Below are 17,390 nucleotides of genomic sequence, written 5' to 3' on the forward strand. Positions count from 1 at the left end.
TGTTATGCAAATCACTCTGCCCACTTATCAAGATGTAGTCGATGCCTCGACGCGACTTGAGGGAGTAGCAAACGCTACGCCAGTTCTGACCTCGCGCACGATCGATGATGAAATCGGTGCCAAGGTTTTTTTCAAATGTGAAAACTACCAACGTACCGGCTCTTTCAAATTCAGGGGGGCATACAACTCCCTCGCGAAATTCAGCGAAACGCAACGCCGAGGCGGTGTTGTGGCGTTCTCCTCTGGAAATCACGCGCAAGGCATCGCATTAGCAGCATCGCTGTTGAAAATTCCGGCCACTATTGTCATGCCCACTGATGCGCCTGCCGCCAAGGTCGCGGCGACCAAAGGCTATGGCGCCGAGGTGGTCTTCTATGACCGTTACACCGAAGACCGCGAGGCTATCGGCAAAGCCCTGGCCGCCAGGCACGGTATGACGTTGATCCCCTCCTACGATCATCCCGACGTGCTTTGCGGCCAGGGAACCGCCGCCAAGGAACTGTTCGAAAACGTGGGCCAACTGGATACGTTGTTTGTGGGCCTGGGGGGTGGAGGAATGCTGTCTGGAACAACCCTTGCCACGCGCGCGCTGTCACCCGGCTGTACCTTGATCGGGGTCGAGCCTGAAGCCGGTAATGACGGCCAACAATCGTTCAATTCAGGTGAAATTGTTCACATCGACACCCCCGACACCATCGCTGATGGGGCGCAAACCCAGCACCTTGGAAATTACACTTTCCCCATTATCCTGAATGGCGTTGACCGGATTGTCACCGTTACCGACGAAGAGCTTATTTGTGCAATGAAGTTCTTTGCCCAGCGCATGAAAACCGTGGTTGAACCCACCGGATGCCTGGGGCTTGCCGCCGCAAGAAAGTTAAGGAATGAACTTCAAGGCAAACGCGTCGGCATCATCATTACCGGCGGCAACATTGATATCGACAAGTTTGGAAAGTTTCTCCAGCTTTAAGACAGCGCGCTTTATCCATTGAAGAACATCAGGCGTTCAACAGCGCCTGACGGCATCGTCTTGCCGAAATTCAATGAACATATTCAGCCCGATAACATGGCTATAGATATAGCCACAATAAAAAAGAGGTGCACATGAAAAGCCGTCTTCTCGTTAAAGCAATTGTCATTGCGATGATTTCCGGCGTCGTCCTGGGGGGCATGCTTCATAGTCAACTCGATACGGCGGCAGCCAAAGAAGTTGCCGGATACCTGAACCTGGTCACTGACGTGTTTTTACGCCTGATCAAAATGGTCATCGCACCCCTGGTGCTCGCCACACTGGTTACCGGCGTGGCCAGCATGTCGGGAAACGGTTCGATGGGCCGCGTTGGCTTCAAAGCCATTACCTGGTTCATGATCGCTTCCCTGGTATCGCTGTCGATTGGCTTGCTCCTTGCCAACTTTTTCCAGCCTGGAACGGGTCTGAACCTGGCGGTTAGCGGTGACGCAGTGAATAGCGGCCTGAACACTTCCGCCTTTAGCCTGCCGCTCTTTCTCACCCATGTATTCCCTCGAAGCATCATTGAGGCAATGGGTAGCAACGAAGTGCTGCAGATCGTTGTGTTTTCCCTGTTCTTCGGATCCGCACTGGCGTTCGTCAAGGGCAAAGGCCAGTTCATCGTGGATATCCTCGAAGAGCTGGCCAATGTCATGTTCAGGGTCACTGACTACGTGATGTATGTGGCTCCTCTGGCCGTTTTTGCAGCCATCGCCGCCACTGTCACCGTGCATGGCCTGGGTATGGTCGTGACCTTTGGCAAGATGGTGGGACAGTATTTCCTCGGCTTGGCGCTACTCTGGACGCTGATCACGCTTGCCGGCTATCTGGCCCTCGGGCCCCGTATCAAGCACCTGTTCAAGCACATGCGTGAACCGCTGCTGATCGCGTTCTCCACGGCTAGCAGCGAGGCCGCGTACCCGAAAACCATTGCCGCCCTGGACACGTTCGGCGCCAACAAGCGCGTGAGCAGCTTCGTCCTGCCGCTAGGTTACTCATTCAACCTGGACGGCTCGATGATGTACCAATCCTTCATCGTGATGTTCATCGCCCAGGCGTACAACATCGAAATGACGTTCTCCCACCAGATCATGGTGCTGTTGACGCTGCTGGTTATCAGTAAAGGAACTGCGGGGGTAGCGCGTGGCTCGCTGGTCGTCCTGGCTGCGGGCCTGCCGATGATCGGCCTTCCGGAAGCGGGCCTGCTGCTCATCCTCGCCGTTGATCCAGTCCTGGACATGGGACGCACCGCCACCAACGTCTTTGGCTGCGGCGTCGCTACCGCTGTCATCGGGCGACAGGGTAATGCGGACCCGATCGAGGCAGCAAACGATACCGAGAAAAGCCTGCAAGCCGTTTAACCGACCCTTACAAAAACCCATGGCACCGCCATTCAATCGAACACCGGGAGCGGATGGGTTGCATGGCCTACCGCATCGGCTCCCCTCTATATAAGGTTACTCATGAAAATTGTAAGCACCGATACCGCTTCCCCTCCTGCCGGCCATTACTCGCAAGCGGTCATTCACCAAGACTCGCTGTACATTTCGGGTCAGCTTCCCGTCAGTCCCGATGGCACTCACAACATCGAGGCCTCGTTCACCGAACAAGCACACATAGCCCTCAGCAATCTGTTGGCGATTCTCAATGCCGCAGGCCGCACTGCCTCTGACTTGGTCAAGGTCACTGTGTATGTGGCGGGCATAAAGCATTGGCCAGCCTTCGACGAGATCTATTGCGAAATGCTGGGCAGCCATCGTCCGGCGCGCGCCGTAGTGCCGGTACCAGAACTGCACCATGGCTATCTGGTCGAGATTGAGGCTGTGGCCCGTATGTAACCCACCGGGGTCGAGGTGCGAAGGCACCTCGATGCCTGGCGCCAATCGCTGGATCGGGAAGCGCCGACTTCCCAAAGGATTGAGGACGATACGTCTGACGCCGATCGTTTCAATCTACCGATCGGGTCAACGCTGCCCCGTGTGGCCAGGAGCGCATGAGGTGCCAATCACTTCGTATCGCTATACACCGTTGCGCGCGATACGCCGAGGTGTGAAGCCACCGTCTCCATGGCTTTTTTGATGTCCAGCAGACCGCACTCCTTCAGTTCCTGGAGCAGAGCCCTTCGATCGCCCGCCTTCAGGGCACGGGGAGTGGTGGCCATGCGTGCGGCAAACTGATCGATGCGCGCTCGAATCGACTCTGCACCGCTCGACTCGAGCGACTCATGGGGACGTTCGCCGCTGAAGGCCCCGAACTGATCGAGCATGCCCTGCAGGCTTCTGAACAGGGTCAGGTCGATATTCATACAGAGCGCGGCCACATAACGCCCTGTGGAATCCTTGATGCCAATCGATGTGCTTTTGGCCTGGCGGCCATCTTTGAAATGATTGGGATAATTGGCAATTACCTGGGGGTAAGCGGGGTCGGCAATTCGAGCAAGTCCCAATTCGGTAGCGGGATGTCCAACCATCCTGCCGGAAAGATTATTGTGAATAGCCAGTATGGCGTGCTCGGGATCTCGCAGGTCGTGCAGTACCACTTCGCAAAATGGGCTGAAGGTCTGGCTCAAGCCTTCTGCAATTTGCTCCAGCTGACTGATCAGCGCCTGTTGCTCGGGGGTCGTGTTTTTCTTCATAGCGAAGATGTCCAGCAAAGTAGAAGATTTCAATGAGAAGACAATAACAGCCTATGCATGGCTTTTATCAGTGCCTTGGGCTTTGAATGATTCGCTCGAGAAAGAGGCAAGCGCCTGTATTTTACGGGACCTGTTTTTCCTGGTCGGTAGCAGCAGAAGAATCGGAGCGTTCTCAAACGCCCAGTCCGCCAATACGCGGACCATTGTGAACGGAGAACCAAACCTCGGCTATGGCTCGGTGTGCGACTCAACGGGCAAGCTTATCGCGCTTGAGCTTGAACACGCACAGCAAGACCCATCCCGGCTCGATTGGTAAATTTTCTTTAAAGGTGATCTGGCTTCGAGGGGATGTTTCAGGAAAAAGCCTGATGCCAGCCTATCGGCACTTTTTCCTCAAGGAGTGCCACCATGTCCCCCCACAAATACGTGCACTGGCTCAAGCGCCTGCTCGCCCTCAGCCTGCTGGCGCCGGCCCTGGCGTTCGCCCAGGAGCGTCCTTGGCCGGACGGCTCGCAGCTGGTGCTGTCGTTTTCCATGCAGTTCGAGACCGGTGGCCAGCCGGAGGGCGCCGAAAGCCCGTTTTCCGCAAGCCCACTGCCCAAGGGCTACCCCGACCTGCCGGCCAACACCTGGTTCGACTACGGCTACAAGGAAGGCCTGTGGCGCCTGCTCGACCTGTGGGACCGCACCGGCATCAAGGTCACCTCCCATGTGGTCGGCGAAGCCGCGTTGAAACACCCGGAGCTGGTCAAGGCCATCGCCGAGCGTGGCCATGAGGTGGCGGCCCACGGCATGCGTTGGGCCGACTCTTACAACATGAGTTACGCCCAGGAAAAACAGTTCATCGGCGATGGCGTGGACGCGGTGCAAAAGCTCACCGGCCAGCGCTCGGTCGGCTACAACGCCAACTGGCTGCGGCGCAGCCCCAACACCCTGAAAGTGTTGCAGGATCTGAATTTCACCTACCACATCGACGATGTCAGCCGTGACGAACCTTTCGTTACCCTGGTACGTGGCAAGAAATTCGCCGTGGTGCCTTACACCCTGCGCAACAACGACATCGTGCTGATCGAGGGCCGGCACTTCTCCGCCGAGCAGTTCTATCAGCAGTTGGTGCTGGAGTTCGATCGCCTGTACGCCGAAGGCGCGAACCGGCGGCGGATGATGTCGGTGAGCCTGCACGACAGGATCGGCGGCACGCCGGCGATGGTCGAAGCGGTGGAACGTTTTATCCGCTACGCCCAGTCCCATCCGAAGGTGAGCTTTATGCGCAAGAACCGGATCGCGCAGATCGTGCTGACGGAGAAGAACCCGCTGATCGATAACACCGAGGCGGCTTACAACGATTGAAGCCTTATGGTTGGGCTCAAAGACGGGGGTCAAGGCCAGGTTCGATGGCGCCCCGTCGATTGTCATCGCGAGCAAGCTCGCTCCTACACACCCCTTGTAGGAGCGAGCTTGCTCGCGAGAGGCCGGGCCTGCCGTTCCCCCATCAACTGCCCAGGGTCAAGCCATTGGCCGGCAGCGGCAGCGCGGTCTTGTAGCGCACCTGCTTGAGGGCGAAGCTGGAGCGGATGTTGGCCACGCCGGGGACCTTGGTCAGGAAGTCCATCATGAAGCGCTCCAGGGCCTGAATGGTCGGCACCAGCACGCGGATCAGGTAGTCCGGATCGCCGGCCATCAGGTAGCACTCCATGACTTCCGGGCGGTCGGCAATGGCCTCTTCGAAATGCTGCAGCGCCTCTTCCACCTGCTTCTCCAGGCTGACGTGAATGAACACGTTGACGTGCAGCCCCAGCAGGTCGGCATCCAGCAGGGTCACCTGCTCGCGGATCAGCCCCAGCTCCTCCATGGCGCGCACGCGGTTGAAGCACGGGGTGGGCGAAAGGTTCACCGAACGGGCGAGGTCGGCGTTGGTGATGCGGGCGTTCTCCTGGAGGCTGTTGAGAATGCCGATGTCGGTACGGTCCAGTTTGCGCATGAGACAAATCAACCTGATTTTTATGTTTATGCAGATTTTTTATCTGCAAATCATCCTGAGCGCAACGAAACAGAGATAAATATTCTCCTTGGCCCGGCCTATGATTGTTGTAGGACAAGATTTCTTTTACCCAAAGAATGACTGTCAGCTAAGCGCGCCCACTACAAGAAATTCACAAGATCGAGCGTAGACAAGCCATGACCCAAGCGTACGAACCGCTGCGCCTGCACGTGCCCGAACCCTCAGGCCGTCCCGGTTGCAAAACCGACTTCTCCTACCTGCGTCTGACCGACGCCGGCACGGTGCGCAAACCCCCAATCGATGTAGAACCCGCCGACACCGCCGACCTGGCCCGTGGCCTGATTCGCGTGCTCGACGACCAGGGCAATGCCCTGGGCGAATGGGCCGAAGGCGTGCCGGCCGAGGTCCTGCGCCAGGGCATGCGCGCCATGCTCAAGACCCGGACCTTCGACAACCGCATGGTGGTCGCCCAGCGCCAGAAGAAGATGTCGTTCTACATGCAGAGCCTCGGCGAGGAAGCCATCGGCAGCGCCCAGGCCCTGGCGCTGAACATCGACGACATGTGCTTCCCCACCTACCGCCAGCAAAGCATCCTGATGGCCCGCGACGTGCCGCTGGTGGACATGATCTGCCAGCTGCTATCCAACGAGCGCGATCCGCTCAAGGGCCGCCAGCTGCCGATCATGTACTCGGTGAAAGAAGCCGGTTTCTTCACCATCTCCGGCAACCTGGCCACCCAGTTCGTGCAGGGCGTGGGCTGGGGCATGGCCTCGGCGATCAAGGGCGATACCAAGATCGCCTCGGCCTGGATCGGCGACGGCGCCACCGCCGAGTCGGACTTCCACACCGCCCTGACCTTCGCCCACGTGTACCGCGCGCCGGTGATCCTCAACGTGGTCAACAACCAGTGGGCGATCTCCACCTTCCAGGCCATCGCCGGCGGTGAAGCCACCACCTTCGCCGGACGCGGCGTCGGTTGCGGCATCGCCTCGCTGCGGGTGGACGGCAACGATTTCATCGCGGTCTACGCCGCGTCCCGCTGGGCCGCCGAACGCGCCCGGCGCAACCTCGGCCCGACCCTGATCGAATGGGTCACCTACCGCGCCGGCCCGCACTCCACTTCCGACGACCCGTCCAAGTACCGCCCGGCCGACGACTGGAGCCACTTCCCCCTTGGCGACCCGATCGCCCGCCTCAAGCAGCACCTGATCAAGATCGGCCAGTGGTCCGAAGAGGAACACGCCGCGGTCAGTGCCGAGCTGGAAGCCGAAGTCATCGCCGCGCAGAAACAGGCCGAGCAGTTCGGCACCCTCGCCGGCGGGCAGATCCCCAGCGCCGCGACCATGTTCGAGGACGTGTACAAGGAAATGCCCGAGCACCTCAAGCGCCAACGCCAGCAACTGGGAATCTGACATGAACGACCACAACAACAATATCCAGTTGGACACCGCCATGACCACGACCACCATGACCATGATCCAGGCCCTGCGCTCGGCCATGGATGTGATGCTAGAGCGTGACGACAACGTGGTGGTGTTCGGCCAGGACGTCGGTTATTTCGGCGGCGTGTTCCGTTGCACCGAGGGCCTGCAGACCAAGTACGGCACCTCGCGGGTGTTCGACGCACCGATCTCGGAAAGCGGCATCGTCGGCGTCGCCGTCGGCATGGGCGCCTACGGCCTGCGCCCGGTGGCGGAAATCCAGTTCGCCGACTACGTCTACCCGGCCTCGGACCAGATCATTTCCGAAGCCGCGCGCCTGCGGTATCGCTCCGCCGGCCAGTTCACCGCGCCCATGACCCTGCGCATGCCCTGCGGCGGCGGCATCTACGGCGGCCAGACCCACAGCCAGAGCATCGAGGCGATGTTCACCCAGGTCTGCGGCCTGCGCACCGTGATGCCGTCCAACCCCTACGACGCCAAGGGCCTGCTGATCGCCTCCATCGAAAACGATGACCCGGTGATCTTCCTGGAGCCCAAGCGCCTGTACAACGGCCCGTTCGACGGCCACCACGACCGCCCGGTAACCCCCTGGTCGAAACACCCCTCGGCCCAGGTGCCGGACGGCTACTACAAGGTGCCGCTGGACGTCGCCGCCATCGCCCGGCCGGGCAAGGACGTCACCGTGCTGACCTACGGCACCACGGTGTATGTCTCGCAAGTGGCCGCCGAGGAAACCGGGATCGACGCCGAAGTCATCGACCTGCGCAGCCTGTGGCCGCTGGACCTGGAAACCATCGTCAAGTCAGTGAAAAAGACCGGCCGCTGCGTGGTGGTCCATGAGGCCACCCGCACCTGCGGGTTCGGCGCCGAGCTGGTGTCGCTGGTGCAAGAACACTGCTTCCACCACCTGGAAGCGCCTATCGAGCGCGTGACCGGTTGGGACACCCCCTACCCGCACGCGCAGGAATGGGCGTATTTCCCTGGCCCGTCCCGAGTGGGCGCGGCTTTGCAACGGGTCATGGAGGTCTGAATGGGCACGCACGTAATCAAGATGCCGGACATCGGCGAAGGCATCGCAGAAGTAGAACTGGCGCAGTGGCACGTCAAGGTCGGCGACCTGGTGGTCGAGGACCAGGTGCTGGCCGACGTCATGACCGACAAGGCCATGGTCGATATCCCCTCCCCGGTGCACGGCAAGGTCCTCTCCCTGGGCGGCCAGCCCGGCGAAGTCATGGCAGTGGGCAGCATATTGATCAGCATCGAGGTCGAAGGCGCCGGCAACCTCAAGGCATCCGATCAGCTGGTCAAGGAACCCGCGGCTATTAAAGAAGCAGCACCCGCGGTAGCAGCGCCCAAGGTCGAGGCCGCGCCAGTGGTCGAAAGCAAACCCGCCGCCGCTTGCCGCCCCGCGCCACAGGCGCCGGTAGCCCGCGACGCCGACGAGCGCCCGCTGGCCTCCCCGGCCGTGCGCAAGCATGCGCTGGACCTGGGCATCCAGCTGCGCCTGGTGCAGGGCAGCGGCCCGGCCGGCCGCATCCTCCACGAAGACCTGGACGCCTACCTGGCCCAGGGCAATCAGCGCGCCCTGAGCGGCTCGGCGCCGTCCGGCTATGCCCAGCGTTACGACGAGGAGCAGATCCCGGTGATCGGCATGCGCCGCAAGATCGCCCAGCGCATGCAGGAAGCCACCCAGCGCGCCGCCCACTTCAGTTATGTCGAGGAAATCGACGTCACCGCCGTGGAAGAACTGCGCGCGCACCTCAATGAAAAACACGGCGCCACCCGCGGCAAGCTGACCCTGCTGCCATTCCTGGTGCGGGCCCTGGTCGTGGCCCTGCGCGACTTCCCGCAGATCAACGCGCGCTACGACGACGAAGCCCAGGTCATCACCCGCCACGGCGCGGTGCATGTCGGGGTGGCCACGCAAAGCGACGTCGGCCTGATGGTGCCGGTGGTGCGCCATGCCGAAGCCCGCAGCCTGTGGGACAGCGCCGCGGAAATCGCGCGCCTGGCTACAGCCGCGCGCAGCGGCAAGGCAGCCCGCGACGAACTGTCCGGCTCGACCATCACCCTGACCAGCCTCGGCGCCCTGGGCGGCATCGTCAGCACGCCGGTGCTGAACCTGCCGGAAGTGGCGATCGTCGGGGTGAACAAGATCGTCGAACGGCCGATGGTGATCAAAGGCCAGATCGTGGTCCGCAAGATGATGAACCTCTCCAGTTCCTTCGATCACCGGGTGGTCGACGGCATGGACGCGGCGCTCTTCATCCAGGCCATTCGCGGCCTGCTCGAACAACCCGCCAGCCTGTTTCTGGAGTAACCCATGCAACAAACTCTGAACACTACATTGCTGATCATCGGCGGCGGTCCTGGCGGTTATGTGGCGGCGATCCGCGCCGGCCAGCTGGGCATCTCGACCATCCTGGTGGAAGGCCAGGCGCTGGGCGGCACCTGCCTGAACATCGGCTGCATCCCGTCCAAGGCGCTGATCCATGTCGCCGAGCAGTTCCAGCAGACCCGCCATCACAGCCAGGGCTCGGCCCTGGGCATCAATGTCTCGGCGCCGACCCTGGACATCGGCAAAAGCGTGGAATGGAAGGATGGCATCGTCGACCGCCTGACCACTGGCGTCGCCGCCCTGCTGAAAAAGCACAAGGTCCAGGTGATCCATGGCTGGGCCAGGGTCGTCGACGGCAAGACCGTGGACATCGAAGGCGCCCACACCCGCATCCAGTGCGAGCACCTGCTGCTGGCCACCGGTTCGAAAAGCGTCAACCTGCCGATGCTGCCGCTTGGCGGGCCGATCATCTCCTCCACCGAAGCCCTGGCGCCCAAGGCCCTGCCCAAGCGCTTGATTGTGGTCGGCGGCGGCTATATCGGCCTGGAGCTGGGCATCGCCTACCGCAAGCTCGGCGCCGAGGTCAGCGTGGTCGAGGCCCAGGAGCGTATCCTGCCGGCCTACGACAGCGAGCTGACCCAACCGGTACTCGAATCGGTGAAGCAACTGGGGATCAAGCTCTACCTCAAGCACAGCGTCGAAGGCTTCGATGCCGGCACCCACACCTTGCAGGTGCGTGACCCGAACGGCGACAGCCTGAACCTGGAAACCGACCAGGTGCTGGTGGCGGTCGGGCGCAAGCCGAACACCCAGGGCTGGAACCTCGAAGCGCTGAACCTGGAGATGAACGGCTCGGCCCTGCGCATCGACCAGCGCTGCCAGACCAGCATGCGCAATGTCTGGGCGATCGGCGACCTCGCCGGCGAACCGATGCTCGCGCACCGGGCCATGGCCCAGGGCGAGATGGTCGCCGAGCTGATCGCCGGCCAGCATCGGGAATTCAACCCGACGGCCATTGCCGCGGTGTGCTTCACCGACCCGGAACTGGTGGTGGTCGGCAAGACCCCGGACGAGGCCAAGGCCGCCGGCCTGGACTGCATCGTGTCGAGCTTCCCGTTCGCCGCCAACGGCCGCGCCATGACCCTGGAATCGAAAAGCGGTTTCGTGCGGGTGGTGGCACGCCGTGACAATCACCTGATTGTCGGCTGGCAGGCGGTGGGCGTCGGCGTGTCCGAGCTGTCCACGGCCTTCGGCCAGTCCCTGGAAATGGGCGCGCGCCTGGAAGATATCGCCGGCACCATCCACGCCCACCCGACCCTGGGCGAGGCGGTGCAGGAAGCGGCATTGCGGGCCCTGGGCCACGCGTTGCATCTGTAAACGCCACACCGGGAGGCAACACCCTGTAGCCGCTGCCGCAGGCTGCGATAAGGCCCGCAGGGCCTTCAAGGATCTCAAGAGCACGTCCTCTTCGAGGCCGATCGCAGCCTTCGGCAGCGGCTACAGGGCGCTCCACGGGACGACAGGAGGGTTCATGAGCAGGCCAGGTTTTTTTGCTGCCCCTCCCATCGCCCGGGATGCGGTGCCCCCCCGGAATGCAGTATTGTTGTGCCCATCCAAAAAACGTCAGAAGCCTTGAGCCGTTGCGACGGTTGTTAAGCGATAGAGGGTGTCATGGGTAACGAAAGCATCAATTGGGACAAGCTGGGTTTTGACTACATCAAGACAGACAAGCGCTATCTGTCGCACTGGCGGAACGGCGAGTGGGACACAGGCACCCTGACCGAAGATAACGTGCTGCACATCAGCGAAGGCTCCACCGCCCTTCACTATGGCCAGCAGTGCTTCGAAGGCCTGAAGGCCTACCGCTGCAAGGACGGTTCGATCAACCTGTTCCGCCCGGACCAGAACGCCGCCCGCATGCAGCGCAGCTGCGCGCGCCTGCTGATGCCGCAGGTGTCCACCGAGCAGTTTGTCGAAGCGTGCAAGCAAGTGGTTCGCGCCAACGAGCGCTTCATCCCGCCTTACGGCACCGGCGGCGCGCTGTACCTGCGCCCGTTCGTGATCGGCGTGGGTGACAACATCGGCGTGCGTACCGCCCCCGAGTTCATCTTCTCGATCTTCGCCATTCCGGTCGGCGCCTACTTCAAGGGCGGCCTGACCCCGCACAACTTCCTGATCTCCACCTACGATCGCGCGGCGCCACAAGGCACCGGCGCGGCCAAGGTCGGTGGCAACTACGCCGCCAGCCTGATGCCAGGTTCGGAAGCCAAGAAGAAGCACTTCGCCGACTGCATCTACCTGGACCCTTTGACCCACTCGAAGATCGAGGAAGTCGGTTCGGCCAACTTCTTCGGCATCACCCACGACGACAAATTCGTCACGCCGAAGTCGCCGTCGGTACTGCCGGGCATCACCCGCCTGTCGCTGATCGAACTGGCCAAGACCCGCCTGGGCCTGGAAGTGATCGAAGGCGACGTGCTGATCGACAAGCTGTCGGACTTCAAGGAAGCCGGCGCCTGCGGCACCGCCGCGGTGATCACGCCGATCGGCGGCATCGAGTACCAGGACAAGCTGCACGTGTTCTACAGCGAAAAAGAAGTCGGCCCGATCACCCAGAAGCTCTACAAAGAGCTGACCGGCGTACAGACCGGCGACGTCGAAGCGCCAGCCGGCTGGATCGTCAAGGTCTGACCTGACGCCCCCCGGTAGCAAAAAGCCCGCCTTTCACTTGCGTGATCGGCGGGCTTTTTTCATGGGCGCCGAAACCTGTGCCCCTAGCCGAGAGCCGCCACTTCCGGCGGCAGCAGAATGGCGCTTGCCTTGTCCTTGCCGTGATATTTGTCGATCAGGGAAAACAGGATGGCAGCCGTGCGGATATCCACGATCCCGCTGACATTCTCCTGGTTAAAGCGCATCTGGAAGGCTTCCACCACCCTTTCCGGTTGTTGGTCCAGATAGCCATAACCATAGGTTTGCAGCGCCTTCGTGACCTGGACCATGCTCGGCGGCGACACGCTGAAGCGAGCCAGGTAGTCGTCGATGGTGCGCTCGTCGGGCCAGGCGCCAATGCCGGCTTCGGCAAGCCGTTTCCAGGGAAAGAACGGCCCCGGATCGATCTTGCGCCCGGGGGCGATATCCGAGTGCCCGACGATGTCCGTCGGCTGTATGTCGTACTTCCTGACCAGGTCCCGGGTCAGGCTGATCAGCAGTTCTATCTGGCGCTCGTTGTAGGGCTCGCCCAGCAACTGGCCGGTGTCCTTGTCCCAGCCAGCGTTGACGATCTCGATCCCGAGCGAGGTGTCATTCAGGTTGCTGCGGTTCTTCCACTGGCTCACTCCCGCGTGCCAGGAGCGGTCGTGGTCATCGACCAACTGGTCGGCCACCGGCAAGCCCTTGTAGGTCTTCGGCCGGTCGGGAATCAGGTAGTTGGCGCTGACGTGTTCCGATCGCGTCAGCGTTTCGAAGGACTGCGCCTGATCGAGCGCGGTGTAGTGCAGGACCAGGAAACGGATCCGATGGTTCTGCGCCACCGCCCTTTCGCCTTTCGAAAGGACGTAGCCCTCGTTCTCCGTAAGCCTTGCCTCGGAGGTGTCTTGGTGGCTGCTGGTACAACCGGTCATCGCCAGCAAGAGGCTTAAGACCGTGGTGTATTTCTTCATGACTTGCCCTTGAACGTTGCTTTCCTTTCCCCGCCTGGCTTGCTGCGTTGCAGGCCTGCGGAGCGGCGCATGCTAGGGACCGGGAGGAAAGACTGTCTTTAGGAAAAGTCCGAAAGTCGCTGAGAAAGTCCGACGACAGAGAGCACAGATGACGGGCCACGCAGGGCTACTGCGCCCCAAGGGGTGGGCATGCCGGGGCCGGCATGCCCGATGGTGCGGAAAAGGTCGCGGCTACTGGTGCTGGACCTGGAACATCGAGTTCACCTGGACCTGTGCCAGCATGTGCTCGGCGCCACCGCCGCGACGCATGCCGCGCACCGGGCAGGCGTCGAGGTAGTCGAGGCCGACCGCCAGCTTCAGGTGCCGCTCGGGCCGCGCCAGGCGGTTGGTCACGTCGAAGCTGTACCAGCCGCCGTCGATCCAGGCCTCCGCCCAGGCGTGGCTGGCCAGGTGGTTTTCGTCTTCGGTGCACAGGTAGCCGGAGACATAACGCGCGGGAATCCCCAGGCCACGGACGCAGGCCAGGAACGCATGGGTGTGGTCCTGGCAGACCCCGACCCGGCCGGCGAAAGCCTCGGCCGCGGTGGTGTCCACCGTGGTCGCGCCCGGGCTGTAGACCATGTGCGTGGCCAGGGCATGCATCAGCTCGATCAGCGCCGCGCGGTCGCGCCGGGTGCCGCAATGCTGCGCGGCAAAGGCGCCGAGGGCCGCGTCGGCCTTGGTCAGCGGGCTGCTGCGCAGGAACGGCAGCGGCGACTGGCTGTCGTGTTCCACCTCCCGGGCCTGGTCGATTTCCACCTGGCCATAGGCGCTCAGGACCAGGGCGCCATGGGGTTCGTCCATGGTCAGCACGTGCAGGATATTGCCGTAGGGATCGAGCTGGCTGCGCACCAGGCGCGGCAGTTCCAGGTGCCACTCGAGGATGTGCTGGCGCTCGCTGTTCTGCGGGGTCAGGCGCAGGAACTGGATGCTGGTGCAGACTTCATCAGCGTAGCTGTAGGTGGTGTCGTGGCGTATGGAAAGTTTCATACAACCTCCAGATAGGATTCGTGGACGGTCTGCCCCAGGTGACGGATCTGCGCGATGAAATCGCTCAGCCACAGGTGCAAGCCCGACGCGAGGATCTCGTCGATCCCGGTGTAGCGCAGGCGCGCGTTCAGCTCGGCGGCCAGGCGCTGGGCCGGACGGCCGTTGTTGCCCGGCAGGCTGGCGAGGATCTGGTCCAGCTCCTCGACGCAGGCATGCAGCGAGCGTGGTACGTCGGCGCGCAACAGCAGCATCTCGGACACCTGCTCGGCCCCCGGCGCGTTGCGGTAGATCTCGTTGAACGCCTCGAACGAGGACAGGGCGCGGAGCAAGGCGCTCCACTGGTAGTAGCCGCGGGCCGAGTTGTCGCTGACCTCCTCCGACTCCTCCCCGAACATTTCGTAGCGCGCATCCAGCAGGCGCAGGGTGTTGTCGGCCCGCTCGATAAAGGTGCCCAGGCGAATGAAGCAATAGGCGTCGTTGCGCATGATGGTGCCCGAGGTCGCGCCACGGAACAGGTGCGAACGCTCCTTGACCCACTCGCAGAAATGGCTGATGCCGTAGCGCCCCAGGCCGCTCTTGGCGATGTTGCGCATCTCCAGCCAGGTGGCGTTGATGTTTTCCCACATGTCGGCGGTGATGCGCCCGCGCACCGCGTGGGCGTTGGTCCGCGCCGCCCGCAGGCAGCAATAGATACTGCCGGGGTTGGTCTCGTCGAGGGCGAAGAAGTGCAACATGCGTTCGGTGTTCAGTTCGCCGTAACGCTGGTTGTAGTCGTCCAGGGTGCCGGCGGCCAGCAGCGACATCGCCAGCTCGGCATGCCCGTCGCTACGCCCCGCCTGGGGCATCAGCGACAGCGAGTAACTGACTTCGAGCATGCGCGCCAGGTTCTCGGCGCGCTCCAGGTAACGGGACATCCAGTAGAGGTCTGCAGCGGTTCTTGAAAGCATCGGTCAATCCTCCACGACCCAGGTGTCTTTGGTGCCGCCGCCCTGCGACGAGTTCACCACCAGCGAGCCTTCACGCAAGGCCACGCGGGTCAGGCCGCCCGGCACCAGGCGGGTTTCGCTGCCCGACAGGACGAACGGACGCAGGTCGATATGCCGCGGGGCAATGCCGTTCTCGACAAAGGTCGGGCAGGTCGACAGGCACAGGGTGGGTTGGGCGATATAGGCTTCGGGGCGGGCCTTGAGCCGGGCGCGGAAGTCTTCGATCTCCGCCGCGGTGGCCGCCGGCCCCACCAGCATGCCGTAGCCGCCGGAACCCTGGGTTTCCTTGACCACCAGGTCCGGCAGGTTGGCCAGTACGTGGGACAGTTCCTCGGGTTTGCGGCATTGCCAGGTCGGCACGTTCTTCAGGATCGGTTCCTCGCTCAGGTAGAAGCGGATCATCTCGTCGACATAGGGGTAGATCGACTTGTCGTCCGCCACCCCGGTGCCCACCGCGTTGGCCAGCACCACGTTGCCGGAACGGTAGGCGGCGATCAGCCCGGGCACGCCGAGCATGGAATCGGGGTTGAACGACAAAGGGTCGAGGAAGGCGTCGTCGAGGCGGCGGTAGATCACATCCACCGCCTGGGCACCGGAGGTGGTGCGCATGAATACGCGGTCGTCGCGCACGAACAGGTCGGCGCCCTCTACCAGTTCCACGCCCATCTCCCGGGCCAGGAACGCATGCTCGAAATAGGCGCTGTTGAAGCGCCCCGGGGTCAGTACCACCACCGTCGGGTTGTCCAGCGGGCTGGAGCTTTTCAGGGTATCGAGCAACAGGTTCGGGTAGTGGTCGATGGGCGCCACCCGTTGCGCGGCGAAGAGTTCGGGGAACAGGCGCATCATCATCTTGCGGTCTTCGAGCATGTAGCTCACGCCGCTGGGGGTGCGCAGGTTGTCTTCCAGCACGTAGTAGCTGCCGTCGCCGTCGCGCACCAGGTCGACGCCGGAGATGTGCGAATAGATATTGCGGTGCAAATCCAGGCCGCGCATCGCCACCTGGTAACCCTCGTTGGCCAGCACCTGCTCGGCCGGGATGATGCCCTCCTTGAGAATGCGTTGCCCGTGGTAGATATCGGCCAGGAACATGTTCAATGCCTGGACCCGCTGGATGCAGCCGCGCTCGACGTTCCGCCATTCGCTGGCCTTGATGCTGCGCGGGATGATGTCGAAGGGAATCAGCCGTTCAGTGCCTTGCTCGTCACCGTACAACGTGAAGGTGATGCCAGCGCGGTGGAACAGCAGGTCGGCTTCGCGCCGACGCTGGTCCAGCAGCTCCACTGGGGTGTCCGCCAGCCAGCGGGCGAACTCCTGGTAATGTGGGCGGCAGCCACCACTCGCATCATACATTTCGTTAAAAAAAGCACGGGACATACCCCAACTCCTCGCCGTGGTTTAAACGGCTTTTTTATTTAAACTCTCTGTTTCAATAAATCGGGCCTTACGCTGTGCGATAGAAACTGTTCTGTTGAGCACCTCATTGTGCGGCTTGAATATTCCGCTCGATGCTGGCGGAAATACCCCCACTTATTGACGCCAGTCGCCTGGCGAAACTTCCCGTATGGATTTTCGGCAATGGATCGCCCGCGATGACGTCCATTGGTTGTGGAACTCGTCACCTCCTTTTTCGTTTTAATGTGAACTTTCAATCTGAAAGTTTTCCGAAACTTCGACAGCACACTTCACTGGAATTCGAAGGCTGTTTATCTGCTGTAGCAATCGCTGTGCCCAAACCCCGCCTCCTTGCGAATAAAGTCCCCAAGGGTGAAAAAACGCCCGCTTGACGGCATTTTTCACTCAACCACGGGGCCCCGTCCCCGGTTGACGCTGAAACGTTTTATCCGCAAAGCCGCCTGAACGGCTTTGCACAACACTGGCGCGAACGAAAAAAGTGCAGAAACTGTCGAGGAAGGTTTTTTTGCCCTGACACGGGGATTTTTGGCAAAGCAGCTGTTATTGCTTTGCACAAAGCAAGAGTTGACGCGGCCTGCCGAGAGAAAGAACAGCGCACCATTAGCGGTCCGGAAAACGCACCAACGGCGAACGAAACACCCAATAGCGCCAACTATTGGCGCAATTTCAGCTTTTCGCCAGCGCTAGTTTGTAAAAGTGTCGGACATAATTGAACCGGGCATTTCCGACTGCGCACGGTTCGCGCCCGAAGGAATAACGTTCGCCGACGTTATCCACCGAAGTCTTCATTCCAGTGTTTATTGATTGGGTGCAATCAGCCAGGATTTATCGCCGCCCTACCCCCACCACCGAACCTGTAGGAGCGCAGCTTGCTCGC

The 17,390-nt window shown here is 61.7% G+C and carries 16 protein-coding genes; 10 read left to right on the forward strand and 6 right to left on the reverse strand.

From position 1 onward, the window contains the following. Positions 1 to 4: 4 nt before the first annotated feature. From BM019_RS12295 to BM019_RS12305, 3 genes are all read left to right on the forward strand, one after another. On the forward strand, positions 5 to 970 hold the full coding sequence (locus tag BM019_RS12295) for a threo-3-hydroxy-L-aspartate ammonia-lyase (RefSeq protein WP_092418407.1): 966 nt from the start codon (positions 5 to 7) through the stop codon (positions 968 to 970). Between the two features lie 134 nt (positions 971 to 1,104). Next, positions 1,105 to 2,370 (forward strand): dicarboxylate/amino acid:cation symporter, encoded by a 1,266-nt coding sequence (locus tag BM019_RS12300; protein ID WP_092418408.1) that lies wholly within the window; start codon positions 1,105 to 1,107, stop codon positions 2,368 to 2,370. Between the two features lie 102 nt (positions 2,371 to 2,472). Beyond that, on the forward strand, positions 2,473 to 2,847 hold the full coding sequence (locus BM019_RS12305; RefSeq protein ID WP_085531471.1) for a RidA family protein: 375 nt from the start codon (positions 2,473 to 2,475) through the stop codon (positions 2,845 to 2,847). Positions 2,848 to 3,014: 167 nt separating this feature from the next. Here the strand turns inward: BM019_RS12305 and BM019_RS12310 are convergent, their stop codons facing one another. Next, on the reverse strand, positions 3,015 to 3,644 hold the full coding sequence (locus tag BM019_RS12310) for a helix-turn-helix transcriptional regulator (protein ID WP_009043321.1): 630 nt from the start codon (positions 3,642 to 3,644) through the stop codon (positions 3,015 to 3,017). A gap of 7 nt (positions 3,645 to 3,651) precedes the next feature. Here BM019_RS12310 and BM019_RS30480 point away from each other — a divergent pair, with 7 nt between their 5' ends. Further along, positions 3,652 to 3,960, forward strand: a complete 309-nt coding sequence (locus tag BM019_RS30480) for a hypothetical protein (RefSeq protein ID WP_139217372.1) — start codon at positions 3,652 to 3,654, stop codon at positions 3,958 to 3,960. A 92-nt stretch (positions 3,961 to 4,052) separates the two neighbouring features. Continuing rightward, positions 4,053 to 4,994: a polysaccharide deacetylase family protein gene (locus BM019_RS12315; RefSeq protein WP_092418409.1), complete on the forward strand. Its 942-nt coding sequence runs from the start codon at positions 4,053 to 4,055 to the stop codon at positions 4,992 to 4,994. Between the two features lie 142 nt (positions 4,995 to 5,136). On the opposite strand, the gene bkdR is transcribed toward BM019_RS12315, so the two are convergent. Further along, positions 5,137 to 5,625, reverse strand: a complete 489-nt coding sequence (gene bkdR / locus BM019_RS12320; protein WP_007923098.1) for a Bkd operon transcriptional regulator BkdR — start codon at positions 5,623 to 5,625, stop codon at positions 5,137 to 5,139. 197 nt (positions 5,626 to 5,822) lie between these two features. On the opposite strand from bkdR, the gene BM019_RS12325 reads away from it, so the two are divergent. The 5 genes from BM019_RS12325 (at position 5,823) to BM019_RS12345 (ending at position 12,117) form a co-directional block, all read left to right on the forward strand. Beyond that, positions 5,823 to 7,058, forward strand: a complete 1,236-nt coding sequence (locus BM019_RS12325) for a 3-methyl-2-oxobutanoate dehydrogenase (2-methylpropanoyl-transferring) subunit alpha (protein WP_092418410.1) — start codon at positions 5,823 to 5,825, stop codon at positions 7,056 to 7,058. Between the two features lies 1 nt (position 7,059). Continuing rightward, entirely contained in the window at positions 7,060 to 8,118 is a 1,059-nt protein-coding gene (locus tag BM019_RS12330) for an alpha-ketoacid dehydrogenase subunit beta (RefSeq protein WP_009043319.1), read from the forward strand. Further along, a complete protein-coding gene (locus tag BM019_RS12335; RefSeq protein ID WP_092418411.1) occupies positions 8,119 to 9,408 on the forward strand; it encodes a dihydrolipoamide acetyltransferase family protein in 1,290 nt (429 codons plus the stop codon). 3 nt (positions 9,409 to 9,411) lie between these two features. Continuing rightward, positions 9,412 to 10,803, forward strand: a complete 1,392-nt coding sequence (gene lpdA, locus BM019_RS12340) for a dihydrolipoyl dehydrogenase (protein ID WP_092418412.1) — start codon at positions 9,412 to 9,414, stop codon at positions 10,801 to 10,803. Between the two features lie 294 nt (positions 10,804 to 11,097). Continuing rightward, on the forward strand, positions 11,098 to 12,117 hold the full coding sequence (locus BM019_RS12345; RefSeq protein WP_009043316.1) for a branched-chain amino acid aminotransferase: 1,020 nt from the start codon (positions 11,098 to 11,100) through the stop codon (positions 12,115 to 12,117). A gap of 83 nt (positions 12,118 to 12,200) precedes the next feature. Here the strand turns inward: BM019_RS12345 and BM019_RS12350 are convergent, their stop codons facing one another. From BM019_RS12350 to BM019_RS12365, 4 genes are all read right to left on the reverse strand, one after another. Further along, positions 12,201 to 13,085 carry an N-acetylmuramoyl-L-alanine amidase gene (locus BM019_RS12350; RefSeq protein WP_092418413.1) on the reverse strand — a complete coding sequence of 295 codons (885 nt, stop codon included), beginning with the start codon at positions 13,083 to 13,085 and terminating at the stop codon, positions 12,201 to 12,203. 231 nt (positions 13,086 to 13,316) lie between these two features. Further along, entirely contained in the window at positions 13,317 to 14,114 is a 798-nt protein-coding gene (locus tag BM019_RS12355) for a transglutaminase family protein (protein WP_009043314.1), read from the reverse strand. Beyond that, a complete protein-coding gene (locus BM019_RS12360) occupies positions 14,111 to 15,061 on the reverse strand; it encodes an alpha-E domain-containing protein (protein ID WP_007925069.1) in 951 nt (316 codons plus the stop codon). The genes BM019_RS12355 and BM019_RS12360 overlap by 4 nt, the downstream gene beginning before the upstream one ends. 3 nt (positions 15,062 to 15,064) lie before the next feature. Further along, positions 15,065 to 16,474 (reverse strand): circularly permuted type 2 ATP-grasp protein, encoded by a 1,410-nt coding sequence (locus BM019_RS12365; protein ID WP_009043313.1) that lies wholly within the window; start codon positions 16,472 to 16,474, stop codon positions 15,065 to 15,067. Positions 16,475 to 17,390: the final 916 nt, after the last annotated feature.

The sequence above is a fragment of the Pseudomonas sp. NFPP07 genome, assembly GCF_900115645.1.
Taxonomy (GTDB): domain Bacteria; phylum Pseudomonadota; class Gammaproteobacteria; order Pseudomonadales; family Pseudomonadaceae; genus Aquipseudomonas; species Aquipseudomonas chlororaphis.

What these genes read in the sequence shown, in the direction of transcription:
- BM019_RS12355 (WP_009043314.1), bottom strand. Translation starts at nt 14,114, where the DNA reads ATGAAACTTTCCATACGCCACGACACCACCTACAGCTACGCTGATGAA.
- BM019_RS12300 (WP_092418408.1), top strand. Translation starts at nt 1,105, where the DNA reads ATGAAAAGCCGTCTTCTCGTTAAAGCAATTGTCATTGCGATGATTTCC.
- BM019_RS12295 (WP_092418407.1), top strand. Translation starts at nt 5, where the DNA reads ATGCAAATCACTCTGCCCACTTATCAAGATGTAGTCGATGCCTCGACG.
- BM019_RS12310 (WP_009043321.1), bottom strand. Translation starts at nt 3,644, where the DNA reads ATGAAGAAAAACACGACCCCCGAGCAACAGGCGCTGATCAGTCAGCTG.
- BM019_RS12360 (WP_007925069.1), bottom strand. Translation starts at nt 15,061, where the DNA reads ATGCTTTCAAGAACCGCTGCAGACCTCTACTGGATGTCCCGTTACCTG.
- BM019_RS12365 (WP_009043313.1), bottom strand. Translation starts at nt 16,474, where the DNA reads ATGTCCCGTGCTTTTTTTAACGAAATGTATGATGCGAGTGGTGGCTGC.
- BM019_RS12350 (WP_092418413.1), bottom strand. Translation starts at nt 13,085, where the DNA reads ATGAAGAAATACACCACGGTCTTAAGCCTCTTGCTGGCGATGACCGGT.
- lpdA (WP_092418412.1), top strand. Translation starts at nt 9,412, where the DNA reads ATGCAACAAACTCTGAACACTACATTGCTGATCATCGGCGGCGGTCCT.
- BM019_RS30480 (WP_139217372.1), top strand. Translation starts at nt 3,652, where the DNA reads ATGTCCAGCAAAGTAGAAGATTTCAATGAGAAGACAATAACAGCCTAT.
- BM019_RS12305 (WP_085531471.1), top strand. Translation starts at nt 2,473, where the DNA reads ATGAAAATTGTAAGCACCGATACCGCTTCCCCTCCTGCCGGCCATTAC.
- bkdR (WP_007923098.1), bottom strand. Translation starts at nt 5,625, where the DNA reads ATGCGCAAACTGGACCGTACCGACATCGGCATTCTCAACAGCCTCCAG.
- BM019_RS12345 (WP_009043316.1), top strand. Translation starts at nt 11,098, where the DNA reads ATGGGTAACGAAAGCATCAATTGGGACAAGCTGGGTTTTGACTACATC.
- BM019_RS12330 (WP_009043319.1), top strand. Translation starts at nt 7,060, where the DNA reads ATGAACGACCACAACAACAATATCCAGTTGGACACCGCCATGACCACG.
- BM019_RS12335 (WP_092418411.1), top strand. Translation starts at nt 8,119, where the DNA reads ATGGGCACGCACGTAATCAAGATGCCGGACATCGGCGAAGGCATCGCA.
- BM019_RS12315 (WP_092418409.1), top strand. Translation starts at nt 4,053, where the DNA reads ATGTCCCCCCACAAATACGTGCACTGGCTCAAGCGCCTGCTCGCCCTC.
- BM019_RS12325 (WP_092418410.1), top strand. Translation starts at nt 5,823, where the DNA reads ATGACCCAAGCGTACGAACCGCTGCGCCTGCACGTGCCCGAACCCTCA.